We start from the raw sequence: 15,569 nt of genomic DNA on the forward strand, positions 1-15,569 counted from the left end.
GCTAGGACAGCTAGTCTCGATGATCGTGCCCACCCAAGACGACTGGTCAGCAGACGACGAAGAGCTGCAGCATCACGTTCCCCTGCCCGTCGAGTTGCCACTGACCGAGAACATCGCCGACGAGTCTCTCGACTTGAAGACGCAGGTCGTGCGGTTCCTGGCGACGGGTGTGCTGTCGGCGATCGTGGACCAGGGCGTCAACCTGCTGCTTCACTTCGTCTTCGGTGTCGGTGTGACGCTCGCCAAGGCCATCGGGTTCGTCCTCGGCACGACGACGGCCTACCTCATCAACAGGCGCTGGACGTTCAACGCTGCGCCTTCCCGCTCACGGTTCTTCGCAGTGGTTGCACTCTATGCGGCGACCTTCGCCGTGCAGGTCGGCATCTACACGTGGCTCTACCAGGTCTTTCCCGACGGTTTCTGGTACTCCAACATCGCGTTCGTCGTCGCACAGGGCACCGCGACAGTCATCAACTTCGTCGTCCAACGTGCGGTGATCTTCAAGATCCGCTAGGTATCCGTTCCGGCCGCGCAGGTTGCAGCGGTTGCGCAGGTTGCAGTGCAACATGCGCGTGTGCTGGAAGGTGCGCGGTCAGCCCTCGAACTTGGGGAGGTACCCGGCCTCGAGGGATTCGGCGAGCGAGGGTGCGGCCTTGTCCTTGTCGGAGAGTTGGTAGTCGAGCGGGGAGCCGTCGCGGGCGTGGGTGGGCCAGGCGATCGCGAGGTCCGCATCGAGCGGGTTCAAGTCCCGATCCAGGGACGGGGTGTACTCGATCGAGCACAGATACATCACCGTCGAACCGTCCTCGAGCGACAAGATCGCGTGCCCGAGACCCTCGGGCAGATACACCGCCCGCCGGTCGACGTCGTCGATCAGCACACTGTCCCACTGCCCGAACGTCGGCGACCCGACCCGCAGATCCACGATCACATCCAGAAACGCGCCCTTGACGCACGTGACGTACTTCGCCTGCCCGGGCGGGTTGTCGGTGAAGTGGATTCCGCGCAGTACACCGGCAGCGGAGACAGAGCAGTTCGCCTGCTGCAACTCGAGCGGACGCCCGATCGCTTCTTCGAACGCCGTCGATTTGAACCATTCGAAGAACACACCACGGTCGTCGCCGAATTGGCGCGGGGTGAACTCGTAGGCGCCGGCGATCTTCAACTCACGAAAACTCATTACTTCCCTCGGTCGAGCAGTTCGAGCAGGTACTGCCCGTATCCGGACTTGACGAGCTTCTCGGCTCGCTCACGCAGCTGGTCGTCGGTGATGAACCCGCGACGCCACGACACTTCCTCGGGCGCCCCGATCTTCATGCCTTGGCGTTCTTCGATGGTACGGACGAAGTTCGAGGCATCGAGCAACGAATCGAAGGTGCCGGTATCGAGCCAGGCGGTGCCGCGGGGCAGGACTTCGACGGCGAGCTTGCCGGCCTCGAGGTAATGCCGGTTGACGTCGGTGATCTCGTACTCGCCCCGCTCGGAGGGCTGCAGGTCCCGGGCGATGGTGATGACGTCGTTGTCGTAGAAGTACAGCCCCGGGACCGAGAAGTTCGACTTCGGGACCTTCGGCTTCTCCTCCAACGAGATCGCCTTGCCCGCGTCGTCGAATTCGATGACGCCGTACGCCGTGGGGTCCTTGACCTCGTAGGCGAACACCGCGCCGCCGTCGAGGTGATCGAAGCGGCCCAGCTGCGATCCCAGGCCGGGGCCGTAGAAGATGTTGTCGCCCAGAACGAGCGCGGCACTGTCGGATCCGATGTGATCGGCGCCGAGCACGAATGCTTGAGCGAGGCCGTTCGGAACGCGCTGAACTTGGTAGGTCAGGTTGATGCCGAACTGGGAACCATCGCCGAGCAGGCGCTGGAACTGATCCGAATCCTGCGGGGTCGTGATGATCAGGATGTCGCGGATGTTCGCCAGGATCAGCGTCGAGAGCGGGTAGTAGATCATCGGCTTGTCGTAGACAGGCACCAACTGCTTACTGATCCCCATCGTGATCGGATGAAGACGCGAACCGGTACCACCGGCCAGAATGATTCCCCGCATGACGTGCATCCTCCCAGATCAAGGCCGACGCTGCTCGCCCGCTATCACTGCCACGGGATGCGATACGGCTGGTCGTCGGCTTCGATTGGCCAATTCGGGGGCCAGCCCGCCGACGGATCGGCCCTGAGTTCGGAAACTTCCGGCGGTATCGGTCGAGCGTCGACTTCGATGCGATCCCACGTGCTGCCACCCGCAGCAACGGTCGACGCGAATGCATGCAGTTCGGGGGAGGCCCACGGCGACCGCGCCAGCCGTTCCAACACTGCTTCAGTGACCACAGTTCGTTTTCGGATCGGGGCGACTGGGCTGGCGTCTGCACGACGGCATGCTTCCTCGAGCCGGCCGACCGCATCGAGGACCTTTCTGGCCGCTGGGTCGTCGATCATGCGTCCTGCCAGGGTTGCGTTCCTTCGCCAACGGAGAATCGCTCGTCGGGCGTGAAGATCACCGGCGTGATGTCGGCTGTCTTTGCAGTGTCGACGGCGACCTTGCCTCTGTCCAGTGCGTCGTTGAACGGTTCGAGGTGTCGTTCGATGGACTGGTTGATCTGGCCTTCGGGATCGGTGATCGCGTCGAGGAACTGAGCGAATCGATCGACGACGTCTTCGATCTTCCGTACCAGATCCATCGTGAGGTCCATTGTCTTCCACAAGATCTCGATGATGGATTCGATTTGCCACGCGGTCCCGACGATGGGGATCTTCTTCAAGGCCACTTTCATCGCGGAACGCCCGGACCCCAGGTCGACCTCGGCTTCGAGCATCTCGACGAGCTTTCGGACGACGGTTCGTACCCCGTTCCTGATCTGCTCGGTGATGGCTTCCGCGAGTGCATGGATAGTTCGACCGCACGGGCCTTCCCAGTACATCGCAGCTATCTGTCGTTTCGAGTAGTCCGAGAATGCTTGTGCTGCACGTCCGTCCCAGTATTCGTCGACGCGCAGAACACCGTTCTCGAGCGATTCGGCTGCAGCTTCCATCGCGCGTCCGGCGATGTCGAAAGCCTCTCCGAGGCGACGGATCTCGTTCCAGTTGCCGCTGATCGGGAGTGTGGCTTCGTTCAATGGGCTCCAGCCGGTCAGTTCGAAGATTGTTCGGTCGACTTCACCGAGCCAGCCGGCTGCCTCGTCGATCGTCTCGCGGGTGTCGTCGACAGCGGGATTGGGTGGTGGATAGTCGATTCCGGAGGGTGAGCCGTAGTCGGCTGCACTGCCGTAAACCTGAACGTTCCCGACCGCGGGCGTCTCGGAAGTACCCGCTCGGGGTATCGGCACGGGAATCAATTCGGTGTGCGCATTGAGTGCGTCGTAGTTCTTCTTCTCCTGGTCGTCATAGAGCCACGCTGCCTTTCGCAACTCACTACCGATGTAACCGCAGTTGGTCGACAAGTGCACTTGTCGCGTGCGTGTGTATTCCTGGTAGTGGGCAATGAAGGGTGCCAGGCGTTGCAAGATTTGGCCTGGGATGTTGCTGCTCAGTCCAGCGTGGTCCGAGATGTACCGATGACTGGCCATGGTGTCGATGCTGATCTGTTCTGCAAGTAACCCGAGCCCAGCGATTTGTTCGGAGCGAGCGAGGAATCCTTCGGACATGTCAGCTTCTCCGAATCGTCGAGATCAATTGGTCGATGTCCGAGTCGGTGAGCGCGTCCTCGACACCTCGGGCAGCGTGGACGACGAACACCACTGTCTCTGCTGATGCGTATCCGGGGGTGGTGATCACATCGAACGTCGCACTGCTGGAACGGCATTTCTCGGCGGCCTCTGGAATGTCGGTGGCGGTCGCTCGATAGCGGACCGCAGGCCGATCGCCGATCGAGAAGGTGTGTGGACCGGTGATGGTCACAGTCGCCTTCTTCGGCTCATCGCTGCCGGAGAAGATCAGGTCAGCGCGCTCGACTTCGATGCGGGCAGTTTCGACGAGGTCGGTCATTCGTCGTCCCGTCATGCCCGTCATGGCAAGCTCGGTGTATTCGCCGTCCGAACACTCGGTGCGTGCATAGAAGCCCAGAGACCCGAACACAACCGAAGACCCGTCGTCGAAGTCCCACCCCGCTACCCCGTCGGACCAGTTGTCCCACCCTGCAGGAATGTTGTATGTCAATCCGTACTTGGTCGTAATCGGTTGTGGCTCGCCGTCGCCAACGGTGATCTGGGGTGGCCGTTCCATCGACGGAAATCCCGACGGCAGGGGAGGGGCTGTCGTTCGGACGGCCGAATCCGTGGGCCGCTGCGACGTCGGGCCCGCCACCCCCTCGTACCTCCCGGGCACCTCGGGTGCGAGTTGGGGCAACCCCCACAGCACCAGGTTGAACACGGCCAAGGTTCCGGCCAGTAGTAGTAGCCGTTTACGCAGTCCCATCGACACTCCCCCCGAAGTCGCGCCGGAACGCTAACACGCAGCGCTGACAAACTCGCCTGGACCGGTAGGGTCGTCCCCATGAAACTGCTCGTGACCGGGGGCGCCGGGTTCATCGGTGCGAATTTCGTCCATCAAACCGTCGCCGAGCGGCCCGATGCCGAGATAACGGTGCTCGACGCCCTGACGTATGCCGGAAACCGGGCTTCGCTGCAGTCCATCGACGACAAGATCGAGTTCGTCGAGGGCGACATCGCCGACAAGGATCTCGTCGAGAACCTGGTGAAGAACACCGATCTCGTCGTCCACTTCGCCGCCGAGTCGCACAACGACAACAGCCTCGCGAATCCGTGGCCCTTCGTCCACACCAACGTCATCGGTACGACGACGCTTCTGCAGGCCGTCCGCGAGCACGACGTCCGGTATCACCACATCTCCACCGACGAGGTGTACGGCGACCTGGAACTGGATGATCCGGCCCGCTTCACCGAGTCGACACCGTACAACCCGTCGAGTCCGTACTCCTCGACCAAGGCGTCGAGCGACCTGTTGGTCCGGGCGTGGGCACGCTCTTTCGGTGTGAGAGCGACGATTTCGAACTGCTCCAACAACTACGGCCCGTATCAGCACGTGGAGAAGTTCATTCCGCGGCAGATCACCAACATCCTGTCCGGACGTCGCCCCAAGCTCTACGGCGAGGGCAAGAACGTCCGCGACTGGATCCACGTCGACGACCACAACAGCGCCGTCTGGACCATCATCGACAAGGGTGTTCTCGGCGAGACCTACCTCATAGGCGCCGACGGCGAGAAGAACAACCGTGAAGTCCTCGAGACCATCCTCGAAGAGACCGGACAAGCCGCCGACGCGTTCGATTTCGTCACCGATCGCCCCGGCCACGACCTCCGCTACGCGATCGACTCGACCAAGCTAAGAACCGAATTGGGTTGGACGCCACAGTACGTGAACTTCCGCAGCGGTCTGAAGGCCACGGTCGACTGGTACCGCGAGAACGAGCAGTGGTGGCGCCCGCAGAAGGACGCGACCGAAAACACTTACGCGCGTACCGAATCCGTCGTGTCCTAGGTGCGCGACATGCGATTGCGCAGTAGTAAGTAGACCGCGCGTCGCATGAACGACGTCGCCAGCGCTTTGGCGTTGCCGAGCCGAACATCGGTCTGGGACAACAAGCCCGGCTGAGAAGCGCTCAACGCGCGGTGGAAATCGGCTGCCTGACGCGCCTGCTGCGTCGCGAGTTCGACGCTCCACTGACCGGCATTGATGCGGAACGACGCCAGCGGCTGCGGCGTTGCGACGACGTCGCCGTGCAGTGCGACGCCGATGAACGTCGCCTGGTCGATGAGATACGGGTGCGAGTTGTCCCAGAGCCTGTTCTGCACGAGCACCTCGCGCTTCATCAGAACGCAGCCGGGCTCGCCGAAGATGTTGGCGCCCGCCCGAACTGCGGTCCGCGCGGCGACGCGACCCGACACGAGCCCGGACAGTCCGCCGAGCCCACGGGCGGCGATGACGGTCTTGCCGTTGGCGTCGATCAGCGTGCGTTGCGACGCCACCAGCACGGCCGAAGGATGCTCGTCGAACGCCGCCACCTGCACAGCAAGGGATGTGGGGAAGATGGTGTCGTCGCCGCACACGAGTTTGATCAGTTCACCGCCTGCCTCGGCGGTGACTCGGTCCCAGTTGCGCTTCGCGCCGCCGCCTGCTTCGGTCGTCAGGACTCGGATGCGTGGGTCGTCGTACTTCTCGACGACGGCCATCGTCTCGTCGGTCGACGAGTGGTCGGCGATGATCAATTCGAAGTCCGTGAACGTCTGCGCCAGAATCGATTCGATGGTTTCGGCGATGTATTCGGCGTTGTTGTACGCCGGTACGACGACGGATACGCGTGGGCTCATGTTGTTGTCTTTCTGCGGAACGAGAAGTCGCGGTAACCGAAGAAGCTTGCGACGGCCATGATCGCCGTGACGACCAATTGCGAAGGGATGGGCGGGAAATGGAGGAACGACACCGCGACGGTCATCAGTGAGATGTTCGCGAGGAACGCTCCGAAGTTGACGACGAAGAACCGCCACAGGTCACGAAGAAGGTGCCCGCGGACTCGGAACACGAGATACCGGTACATCGCGAACGCGCACAGCACATTGCACAGATATCCGAGAACGATGGCAGCGTGATAGCCGAACTGCTCGCCGATCAGCAACTGCCACACGATGAACCACGCTGTACCGAGCGCGGTGTTGATCCCGCCGACGAGTAGGAACGCGAAAGCCTGGTTCTTGATGATTCGCATGAGCGGCCCAGGGGTGCCGCTCATTCCAGCGGGAGGCGCGCTCACCGGCGAACTCCGAGTGTTCGACGCGTCGCTTCGAGTGTCGATGCGATTCCGGCGGGCAGGGTTCGGTGGGTCCGTCGGTCGATCTCGGGCCAGATCGTCGACCGGAGCCGGAGGTCTCGGCCTTGGAACGCAGCAAGCGGCGACGCGGCGAGGACCACGTTGGGGCGTCGTCGAAACACCGTCCTGCAGGCGCCGAGAATGGAACCGATGGTGACAGCGTGACCCGACGCGAAGATCTTGGTTGTCGGCGGCGCTTGTCGTTCTTTCGACAGAGCCAGTGCGTCCGCGACCATTTCGGCTGCATCGGACACGAACAGGTAGTCGCGCAGCGTGTCCATCGGAACGTAGATCGACACCGGTGAGGCCATCAGGTATCCGCGGCACAGGTGCGAGATCAGGCCTTGTGGTTTGGCGAGATTCTGGCCTGGCCCGTACAAGTTGGCGAAACGTCCCATCACGACGTTGACATCTGTGGCCGACCCGAATTCTCGTGCTATCTCCTCGGATTCGAGCTTCGCGCGCCCGTAGTCACCCAACGGAACGGGTGGGCTGTCCTCGTCATGCGGTGCACCGGGCGCTCCGGCGTACACCCCGCCTGCAGACGACGCGAGGAACAACGTCCCTTGGCGGGACCTCCCGCCGATCGACTGCGTCAACGTGCGGATCAGGTCGTTCTCGGCGTCGAACTCGGCCACCGTCGTGCCGTTGACTCCTGCCCCCGCGGCCCACACGATGTTCCACGGCTGCGAATCGAACGAGGAGAAGAACACCGAACTCTGCTGCTGCAGCGCCTCTTTCGCAGAATCGTGATTCGCCCACGGCACCGCCGACGTCCGTACGACGTGACCGCGTCGTCGAAGTTCCCGCGAGACGGACGATCCCAGCAGGCCACCGGAACCGACGACCCACGTGTATGTCGTTGTCACGCCGTCGAATCGGGCTCGACGGCGCGTTCGGTACGGCCGAGTGGACCGTCGGCGGGATCGGCGACGATGAGGTACGGGGGCTTGCCCATGGCGGTCTTGACGTTGACACCGATGTACTCGGCGACGATCCCGAGCGAGAACAGTGTCGCACCGAAGCCGAACAGCAGGATCACCATCGTCGAGGCCCATCCGCGTACGACGGTGTCGGCGTCGAACAGCACGTACGACGCCAACACGTAGACGACGAGCACGATACCGAGCAGCGCGAATGCGATGCCGATGAAACTGACCAAACGAAGTCCCTTGGTGCCGCTGGACAGAACCATGCGCCAGAAGTGCGACAGCAACGTGCGGAGGCGATAGCCGGAACGGCGGTCGACCTCCTCGCGCAGCGCGACGGGACTCGTCGTGACCTTGCCTGCGATCCAGCCGAGCGCGACGTCCAGATACGCCTCGGACCCGGCGTAGGCGGCGACGGAGCGGCCGACCTCACCGAGCACGAGTCGGAAGCTCTGGTAGTCGACGGTGTTGTCGGCGGCCAAGGCCTTGGCGATGACCCATTTCGATCCACGTGACGCCGCATTACGCCACAAGCCATGGGGCGCAACGTTCGTCGGCTTCGCGTACACGAGCGAGGACTGGTGATCGAGCGCCGTGTCGAGCAGGCCGCCGATGGCAGCGGGATCGTGCTGGCCGTCCTCGTCCATCGTGACGATCCACTCGCCACCGCTCGACGCCATTCCGGCCAGCGTCGCGGGATGCTGACCGAAGTTCCGGCTCAACCAGACGCCGCGGACGACGTCGTGCCTTTCGACGAGTTCGCGAATGACCTCGGCGGAACCGTCGGGACCATGGTCGAAGACAAGCAGAACTTCCTCGACGACCATCGGCCGTCCACCCGGCGTCGAACTGGGGTGCGTCAGCGGAAGGATTTCGTCGACGAGAGCGCGCAGCGTCCGTTCGCCTTGGTATACCGGCACGACGATGGATATGCGGTGCGGCTCGGACGGGGGCATCACGGGATATGAGCCTATCTGCTCGTGCTCTGTGTACTGGGCTTCGACGGCGTTGGTTCGTCGATTTCCTCGAGAATCGGTGTCCGACGACCGTCTGCACGTCGTCGTCGCACGTCGAGAATCACCAGACCGCCGAGGATCACGAGACCTCCGGCGATGCCGGCGAACCCGATGCGCTGACCGGGCGGGCGGAAATCGATCTGCAGGTCGGCGTCCGACGTTCCGGGCGGCAGGTCGACGTACAGGAAGATGTCGCCGATGCCCTTGGTCTGCAGCGGCTCGCCGTTCAGCGTGGCGGTGTATCCGGGCCAGGCCAGGCGTGCGAACACGACGCTGCCACCGTTCGGGGAACTGACGCGCACCTCTTCGGAGTCGGGCCCGGACGATATCGACGTCGCGGTGGCGCCGACGGTTGCCGAGATGCGGCCCTGGTCGTCGGGCAGAGGTCCTGCGATGCGTTCGAGTGCGTACGTCTGACGCGCGGCTTCGGCGGTCGGAGGCGTGACCCATTCCCATCCGGGCGGAGCCGGCTGGTCGGCGATCATCGGGTACTGGTTCTTCTGCAGCACGACGCGATCGAGGCGCATCAGATCGGCGTACGTCTTCCCGGTGTACGCGTCGACCTGGAAGAGGCGCCGGTAGGCGTCGGGGCAGGTGGACCCCTCGTGCTCGAAGCACAGCAGGTTGGCGAAGTCGAGGTATCCGACGGGTGTGTAGGCGTTGACATAGTCGAGGCCCAGGACCTTCGCCGAGTTGCCGTAGACCTGCGAGTGCCACGGAAGGCGAGGGTCATCGGGTTCCGTGGCGCTGGTTTCGGTCAACGTGCGGTCGCCGAGCTGAAGCGTCGACCCTTCCCAGTCCGGGAACTCCGATCGGGCCTCGGACTGCGAGGCGGGCAGCCACCATTTGTCGAAGGGCGGGTCGTACGACGCCACCTGATACATCGCGACGGGTGCAATGGTCACCAAGAGCAGCGCTGCGGAAAAACGCGGGCCGAAGCGTCGGGCAAGAAACAGAGCCGACGCACCGAACGCGGCGACGAGAATTCCCGCGAGGACGTGCCGTCCGAACAACTCCGGACCCGACGAACCGGCGCGCAGCACCAGAACGACAATCAGCAACGACGCCGCCAGCAGTCGCGGCCGCAACTGCCTGAGCGTCCCGTAGCGACTGAGAACCGTCGTGGCCAGGATCAACGCGAGGATTCCGACGAACGGGAGGATCCGCGCCGGCCATCGGATCGGGCCGATGTCGCTGGGTCCGGCGGTGAAGATCAGCACGAACGCGAGCAGGATCAGCGGCGCGGTGAACTCACGCAGAGCGGCGGGAACGCGTTGCCACGCCACGAACGCGAGGGCGGGAACGAGGAACCACGCGATGTAGGTGACCGGGGATGCCGTCGTCTCACCGGTCCAGGACTCGATGCTGGTGACCGACGTCGGGATGCTCGCGGTGAGGGTTTCCGACCAGGGTGCCGTCAGGAAGTTGTCGTTGAACGCGCCTTCGACGCCGCTGCGCCACGTCACCGACGACGTCAGCACACCGGGGAGGAACGTGATCGCGCCGCACGCCGCAGCGGCGATCCCGACGGACGCCACCCGCGCGGCCGGCTGCCAGCGTTTCTGGAAGACCCATTCGCCGATCGCCAACGAGCCGATCATGACGCCGGCCATCACCGCGGCGTGCACGTAGCCGACGCTGATCGCGAGGTAGAGGAAGACGAACGGCAGGATCGGGCCCGAGCGCCCGCGTGCGTACGACACCGAGCTGGCCCACGCCTGCATGATCCAGGCCGTGCCCATCAGTGCCGTGATCCACGAGGTGTTCTCGAAGAACAACGTGAAGCCGACGAACGGCGCGCTCGCACCCGCGACGGCCGCCCATGCCGGACGCGACCCGTAGGCGAGGCCGACGCGATAGACGCCCCACGCCAGCACGATGGAGAAACCGAGCTTGACGATGGTAGCCAGCACGACGAGGTCGTCGATCGACGGCGAGATGTAGTTGATCGCCATCTGAACCGGATTCCACAACCCGCCCTGGCCTTCGACGGGGTAATTGCCTGCCATCCATTGATCGAGAACGAGCGACGGGAAGTGACCGTCGCGCATGATGCGACCGAGCTGCAGCCAGTTGGGAACGGCGCCGGATTCGGTGTCGTCGATGTAGAAGAACCGCGGGTCGACGGCCAGAATCAGCAGATATCCCACGACGACGACGGCCGCGATCGCCGCACCCCAAGCAAGGCGTTCGGTTCTGTTTCCGAGCCCAGGATCTCGGTCGTGGTGAGTCGTGCTGGTGGTCACTGTTCGCTCCGTATGTGATCAAGGGCTTCACGACTCTATCGCCCGAGGTCGCGTAGGTCCGAAACGCCGGGCCGAAGCGCGCATCGAAACTCCCGCGTACAGGTCTGTGCGACCATGGTCACTGGCCGTGCTGCCAGGTGGGACGGCCCCGCACGAAATTCGACGAAGATGGAGTTCTTCTAGGTATGGACGGCACTGCTCTCAATCGTCTCGATGCACCACGAAGTGGGTCCGCAGCACGCGCAGTCGGGCTCACGGCGCAAAGGACGCTGTTCGACGGGCCGTCCCCGCTGGTCAGTGCGGATATGTACGCGACAGTGGCCAAGGGCAACGCCGAGCGCTCGCGCTACGTCGCGAAGCTCGCCAAGCGCAGCATCGTCGACACCAACAGCTATTTCGGGCGCTTCCCGGCCAGCTACTGGCAGCGATGGACCGAGGTGACCGAGGCGCGTTTCGCCGCGACCGTCACCGGTTCGGGCCGTATCGACGTCGTCGCCACCGATTACAAGGGCAAGAAGCGCACGGTCGCGAGCACGACCGTCGACACCGACGGGCAGCCGAGTCGGCTCGTCCTGACGGCCAAGGTCAATCAGTTCCTCGACGGCGGCGCGCTGTTCGTCCGCTTCACCACCTCTGCCGGTGAGCTGACGGTCGAGGATGCCGAGTGGACCGTCGACGCGCCCGAGAAGCTGCGTCCGACGTCCGTCGTCATCTGCACGTTCAACCGCGCCGACGACTGCGCCAACACCGTCGCCGCCATGGCCGACGACCCCATCGCGCTCCACGGCGTCGACACCGTCTACGTCGTCGATCAGGGCACCGATCAGGTGCAGACGCGTCCGCTGTTCCAGCGCGTCCAGGCCGAGCTCGGCGACAAGCTCGTCTACATCACCCAGCCCAACCTCGGCGGCGCAGGCGGGTTCACCCGCGGCCTGTACGAGGTGCAGGGCAAGGGCGGCGATCCAGCGAACGTCGTGTTCATGGACGACGACGTGCTGTGCGAGCCCGAGGCGATCGTGCGGATGAACTCGTTCGCCAACAAAACTGTCGAGCCTGCGATCGTCGGTGCGCAGATGCTGTACCTGCTGCATCCCGATCGAGTGCATGTCGGTGCCGAGGTCGCGAACCTGCAGAAGCTCGAAGCCGGGCTGCATGTGAAGAACGCGGTATCGGACAAGAGCGCACTGAAGAAGAAGCAGGAAGTGCGTGTCGACGCCGGATACAACGGCTGGTGGTCGTGCCTGATCCCGTCGGAGATCGTCTCGCAGATCGGCTACCCGCTGCCGCTGTTCTTCCAGTGGGACGACATCGAGTACGGATATCGTGCTCGCGCAAACGGATTCGCGACGGTGACGCTTCCCGGCGCGGCGGTCTGGCACGCGGATTTCGCGTGGAAGGACTGGGACGAGTGGCACCGCTATTTCAACCTGCGTAACGGCATGATCACCGCGGCTCTCCACGGCGGTCTCGACGGCAGGCAGCTCGCGCGCCAGCTCGGCACCGACCTGTTCCGCTACCTCGTGTCGATGCAGTACGGCATGGCGTTCACGCTGATCAAGGCGGTCGAGGACTTCCTCGTCGGACCGAGCAAACTGGTCGACGGCGGAATGGATGCGGCAGCGGCTATTCGACGCGACCGCGCCGCGTACGACGAGACCAAGCGTTACGACGCCAATGCCGTGCCCGGTGTGCGTCCGGCCGACATGTTCATCACCCCTGCCGGTCCGCATCCGAAGAAGAGCCTCGAGTGGGCCGTACTGGCCAAGCGGGTGCTGAATCAGTGGCGCGGGACAGTGCAGTCGGGCCCGGTCGCGATTTCCGCCGACGACGCGCACTGGTGGCACGTGTCGCTGTTCTCGCACGCTGTCGTCACCGATCGTTCGCAGGAAGGTGTGCGGGTTCGCAAGCGCGACAAGGCCGCTGCGATCGAGCTGGGCAAGCGCGGCATCGCTGCGCTGCGGCGGCTTCGTACCGAGACCGACAACGTCTCGGAGGCGTACCGAGTATCCATGTCGGACTTGACCAGCCGCGACAACTGGGCGCGGTTGTATTCGTCGGAGGGGTGACGATGTAGGTGTCCAGCCCCGGTGCCACTGCGACGAGATCCGCTGTAGCACTGGGGCTGTTCGCGTTCTGTCTCGGCGCGTGGGGGATCTGGCGCCCGTCGTTCTGGTACGACGAGGTCGCGACGGTGTATGCCAGCAGGCGGTCGTGGGCGGATCTGGTGGATCTGCTCCGGAACACCGATGCAGCGCATGGCGTCTACTACGCGGCAATGCACCTGTGGGGCAGTGTGTTCGGGTTCTCCGAACTGTCGACGCGTTTGCCGAGCGCGCTTGCGATCGGGGTGGCCGCGGCCGGCGTGGTGGTTCTCGGCAACCTACTGGCGACGGCGCGCGTCGGAGTGTTCGCCGGAATCGTGTTCGCTGTATTGCCCAGGGCCACATGGGCTGCCACCGAAGCGCGTAGCTACGCGCTGACCGCTGCACTGGCGGTGTGGTTGACGGTGGTTCTGCTGATCGCGGGGACGCGGTGGTGGTGGTGGATCGTCTACGGCGCCGTGCTGGCAGCGTCGATCGTGCTGTTCGTCTACCTCGCCACGCTCGTCGTGGTTCATCTGGTGGTCGTGCTCGTACGACGTCGGGATGTGGTGCTGCCGTGGGCTGTATCCGCCGCGGTTGCAGGTGCGATCGCCCTGCCTTTCGTGAAAGTGGTTGTCGGACAAGTCGCTCTGCTGTCCTGGATCCCACCGCTGGACCGAGACTTCCCGAGAGTCCTCGGTGAATACCAGTACTTCCTCGGAGCGCCCTGGTTCGCCGTGATCTTCCTTCTGATCCTCGTCGTCATGCGGCCGGACCGACGAGTTCTGGCAGTCGCAGTGCCCTGGATCCTCGTCCCGGCGATCATCATCGCCGTCTACTCGATCATGAAGTCGCCCCTCTACCTCGACAGGTACTTCACGTTCACCACACCTGCCGCCGCGTTGCTCGGAGGTGCTGCGCTAGGACGTCTTTCGGTGCACCGATGGCTGCCGTATACAGCCTTGGGTGCAATGATCCTCGCCTCGCTCCCCGCCTACCTGCAACAACGAACGACCACCCCCAAACCGTTACGCATGGATTTTTCGCTGGTGAACGGCTACATGTCGTCACATATGGGGGTGGGGGACTGCGTGCTGTTCGGCCGAGCGGCGTGGAATCCGTCGTCGATGAGGCTCGTGGAAGACGTGGATCCGAGTGCGTTCGCCGGAACTCGGAGCATCGGACTGGCGAAGGACGCGGCGAGTTCGGGTCAGCTGTGGGACGACGAATTGCCCGTTGCCGACACAGCTTTGGACCAGTGCGAGACCGTCTGGTACTTCACCGACCGCGAGCGTGCGGAGACCGAGATCGTGCAGCTGACGTCGGGCGACCAGTGGGTCCTGCCGCCGTATCGGTTCGAGTCCTCCGAGGACTACGGGACGTTGAGACAGGCGGGATTTCACGTCGACGAGCGGGTGACGTTCGAGATGACGCAGGTAGTGAGGCTCCGCCATGTGCACGAAAATCCATAGCCCTCTATGTATTTTCGTGCACATGCGCCGAAGGCGCCTTACGGATCCTGACCACCACCTGCTCGTTGTCGGCGGTGTAGCCCAGGTAGTCGAATTCGGTACCCGTTCGCCCGACGAACTCGGTCCACGCCCGGTACTCGTGGTTGCGCCAGCCGGGGAAGTTGAAGTACTCGTCGAACACGATGACGGTCCCGACGGCCAGGCGATCGGCCACGAGGTCCAACACGGTGACGGTCGACGAGTAGAGGTCCGCATCGAGGTGCAGGAACGCGATGTCCTCTGTGTGCGACTTCAGGAATCCGGGCAGCGACTCCTCGAACAAGCCGGGCACGATTTCGGCGCCGGCGACGACGGGCTCGCCTTCCTGCTCGAACAGACCCTTCGGGAACCCCGTACGCCAGGTTTCGGGAAGACCGGAGAACACGTCGAACCCGGCGACGATGGAGATCTCCTTGTCCGACGCCAACTCCTCGGCGATGATCTCGAGCGTCGTGCCACTTGCGACGCCGAACTCGAGGGCCATGCCCGGCACGGACACCTCACCGAGTGCGAACCGCAGCGTCGCGTGGGGACGCAGGAACGTCGGCGCCTTCGGCATCATCTCCTCGGCGAACTCGGCGCTCTGTGCGGCGGCCTCGACGTCGGAGGCATACGGGATGTCCCGACGCATGCGCATCTCGAGGCCTCGGATGAAGGCGTGGAGGTCGTCGATCTCGCGGCGCTGACGTTCGAGAATGTCGAGGAGCTTCGCCTGCTGATCGCTCGTCTGCTCGGCCAACTGCGCGGTCTGCTTGTCGAGAACTTCACCGAGCGCACGTTGGACCTTCTCGCGCGCGGACTGTCGAAGGCGATCCGTCAGCTTCCGAGGTTCCGTCATGGGCACACGGTAGCCCACGGAGGAGCCTCCGGCTCTCGTGATGCTCCTATGACTGTCAAGTAGTGATTTTTCGGGTCAGGAGCTGAAACATTTCGCGGGCGACGGCTCGTTTGAGGCAGCGAATGATTT

15 protein-coding genes are annotated in these 15,569 nt (G+C 63.8%); 4 read left to right on the forward strand and 11 right to left on the reverse strand.

Annotated features, from left to right (window positions below; genetic code table 11):
* Nucleotides 1–19 precede the first annotated feature (19 nt).
* The gene (locus tag CHB96_RS20175; protein ID WP_089249531.1) at nucleotides 20–514 is read left to right on the forward strand and encodes a GtrA family protein; all 495 of its coding nucleotides are present in this window, start codon (nucleotides 20–22) and stop codon (nucleotides 512–514) included.
* A 78-nt stretch (nucleotides 515–592) separates the two neighbouring features.
* Here CHB96_RS20175 and CHB96_RS20180 read toward each other — a convergent pair whose 3' ends face one another.
* From CHB96_RS20180 to CHB96_RS20200, 5 genes are read right to left on the reverse strand one after another with little or no spacing between them, the layout of a single operon-like run.
* Complete coding sequence (locus tag CHB96_RS20180; RefSeq protein ID WP_089249533.1) at nucleotides 593–1,180, reverse strand: dTDP-4-dehydrorhamnose 3,5-epimerase family protein; 588 nt, start codon at nucleotides 1,178–1,180, stop codon at nucleotides 593–595.
* Nucleotides 1,180–2,049, reverse strand: coding sequence for a glucose-1-phosphate thymidylyltransferase RfbA (gene rfbA, locus CHB96_RS20185; protein WP_089249607.1), 870 nt, complete (start codon nucleotides 2,047–2,049; stop codon nucleotides 1,180–1,182). The genes CHB96_RS20180 and rfbA overlap by 1 nt, the downstream gene beginning before the upstream one ends.
* 44 nt (nucleotides 2,050–2,093) lie before the next feature.
* On the reverse strand, nucleotides 2,094–2,435 hold the full coding sequence (locus CHB96_RS20190) for a hypothetical protein (RefSeq protein ID WP_089249535.1): 342 nt from the start codon (nucleotides 2,433–2,435) through the stop codon (nucleotides 2,094–2,096).
* Nucleotides 2,432–3,640, reverse strand: coding sequence for a hypothetical protein (locus CHB96_RS20195; protein ID WP_089249537.1), 1,209 nt, complete (start codon nucleotides 3,638–3,640; stop codon nucleotides 2,432–2,434). Before CHB96_RS20195 ends, CHB96_RS20190 begins: the two co-directional genes overlap by 4 nt.
* A 1-nt stretch (nucleotide 3,641) precedes the next feature.
* Complete coding sequence (locus CHB96_RS20200) at nucleotides 3,642–4,409, reverse strand: DUF8017 domain-containing protein (RefSeq protein ID WP_245865940.1); 768 nt, start codon at nucleotides 4,407–4,409, stop codon at nucleotides 3,642–3,644.
* Between the two features lie 78 nt (nucleotides 4,410–4,487).
* Between CHB96_RS20200 and rfbB the strand changes: the two genes are divergently transcribed.
* Nucleotides 4,488–5,492: a dTDP-glucose 4,6-dehydratase gene (rfbB, locus tag CHB96_RS20205; protein WP_089249539.1), complete on the forward strand. Its 1,005-nt coding sequence runs from the start codon at nucleotides 4,488–4,490 to the stop codon at nucleotides 5,490–5,492.
* On the opposite strand, the gene CHB96_RS20210 is transcribed toward rfbB, so the two are convergent.
* From CHB96_RS20210 to CHB96_RS20230, 5 genes are read right to left on the reverse strand one after another with little or no spacing between them, the layout of a single operon-like run.
* Nucleotides 5,489–6,322, reverse strand: coding sequence for a glycosyltransferase family 2 protein (locus tag CHB96_RS20210; protein ID WP_089249541.1), 834 nt, complete (start codon nucleotides 6,320–6,322; stop codon nucleotides 5,489–5,491). The two genes, rfbB and CHB96_RS20210, sit on opposite strands and share 4 nt — an antisense overlap.
* A complete protein-coding gene (locus tag CHB96_RS20215) occupies nucleotides 6,319–6,741 on the reverse strand; it encodes a GtrA family protein (protein ID WP_089249611.1) in 423 nt (140 codons plus the stop codon). The genes CHB96_RS20210 and CHB96_RS20215 overlap by 4 nt, the downstream gene beginning before the upstream one ends.
* 17 nt (nucleotides 6,742–6,758) lie before the next feature.
* Nucleotides 6,759–7,688 (reverse strand): NAD-dependent epimerase/dehydratase family protein, encoded by a 930-nt coding sequence (locus CHB96_RS20220; protein WP_089249543.1) that lies wholly within the window; start codon nucleotides 7,686–7,688, stop codon nucleotides 6,759–6,761.
* Entirely contained in the window at nucleotides 7,685–8,704 is a 1,020-nt protein-coding gene (locus CHB96_RS20225; RefSeq protein WP_176444399.1) for a glycosyltransferase, read from the reverse strand. Before CHB96_RS20225 ends, CHB96_RS20220 begins: the two co-directional genes overlap by 4 nt.
* 14 nt (nucleotides 8,705–8,718) lie before the next feature.
* Complete coding sequence (locus tag CHB96_RS20230; protein ID WP_176444386.1) at nucleotides 8,719–11,010, reverse strand: DUF2339 domain-containing protein; 2,292 nt, start codon at nucleotides 11,008–11,010, stop codon at nucleotides 8,719–8,721.
* Nucleotides 11,011–11,195: 185 nt separating this feature from the next.
* On the opposite strand from CHB96_RS20230, the gene CHB96_RS20235 reads away from it, so the two are divergent.
* Nucleotides 11,196–13,076 (forward strand): glycosyltransferase, encoded by a 1,881-nt coding sequence (locus CHB96_RS20235; protein ID WP_089249545.1) that lies wholly within the window; start codon nucleotides 11,196–11,198, stop codon nucleotides 13,074–13,076.
* A gap of 8 nt (nucleotides 13,077–13,084) precedes the next feature.
* Nucleotides 13,085–14,563 carry a glycosyltransferase family 39 protein gene (locus CHB96_RS20240; protein ID WP_245865942.1) on the forward strand — a complete coding sequence of 493 codons (1,479 nt, stop codon included), beginning with the start codon at nucleotides 13,085–13,087 and terminating at the stop codon, nucleotides 14,561–14,563.
* Nucleotides 14,564–14,567: 4 nt separating this feature from the next.
* On the opposite strand, the gene CHB96_RS20245 is transcribed toward CHB96_RS20240, so the two are convergent.
* Nucleotides 14,568–15,440: a TylF/MycF/NovP-related O-methyltransferase gene (locus tag CHB96_RS20245; protein WP_089249617.1), complete on the reverse strand. Its 873-nt coding sequence runs from the start codon at nucleotides 15,438–15,440 to the stop codon at nucleotides 14,568–14,570.
* Between the last annotated feature and the right edge of the window lie 129 nt (nucleotides 15,441–15,569).

The organism is Rhodococcoides kyotonense (assembly GCF_900188125.1).
Lineage (GTDB): Bacteria > Actinomycetota > Actinomycetes > Mycobacteriales > Mycobacteriaceae > Rhodococcoides > Rhodococcoides kyotonense.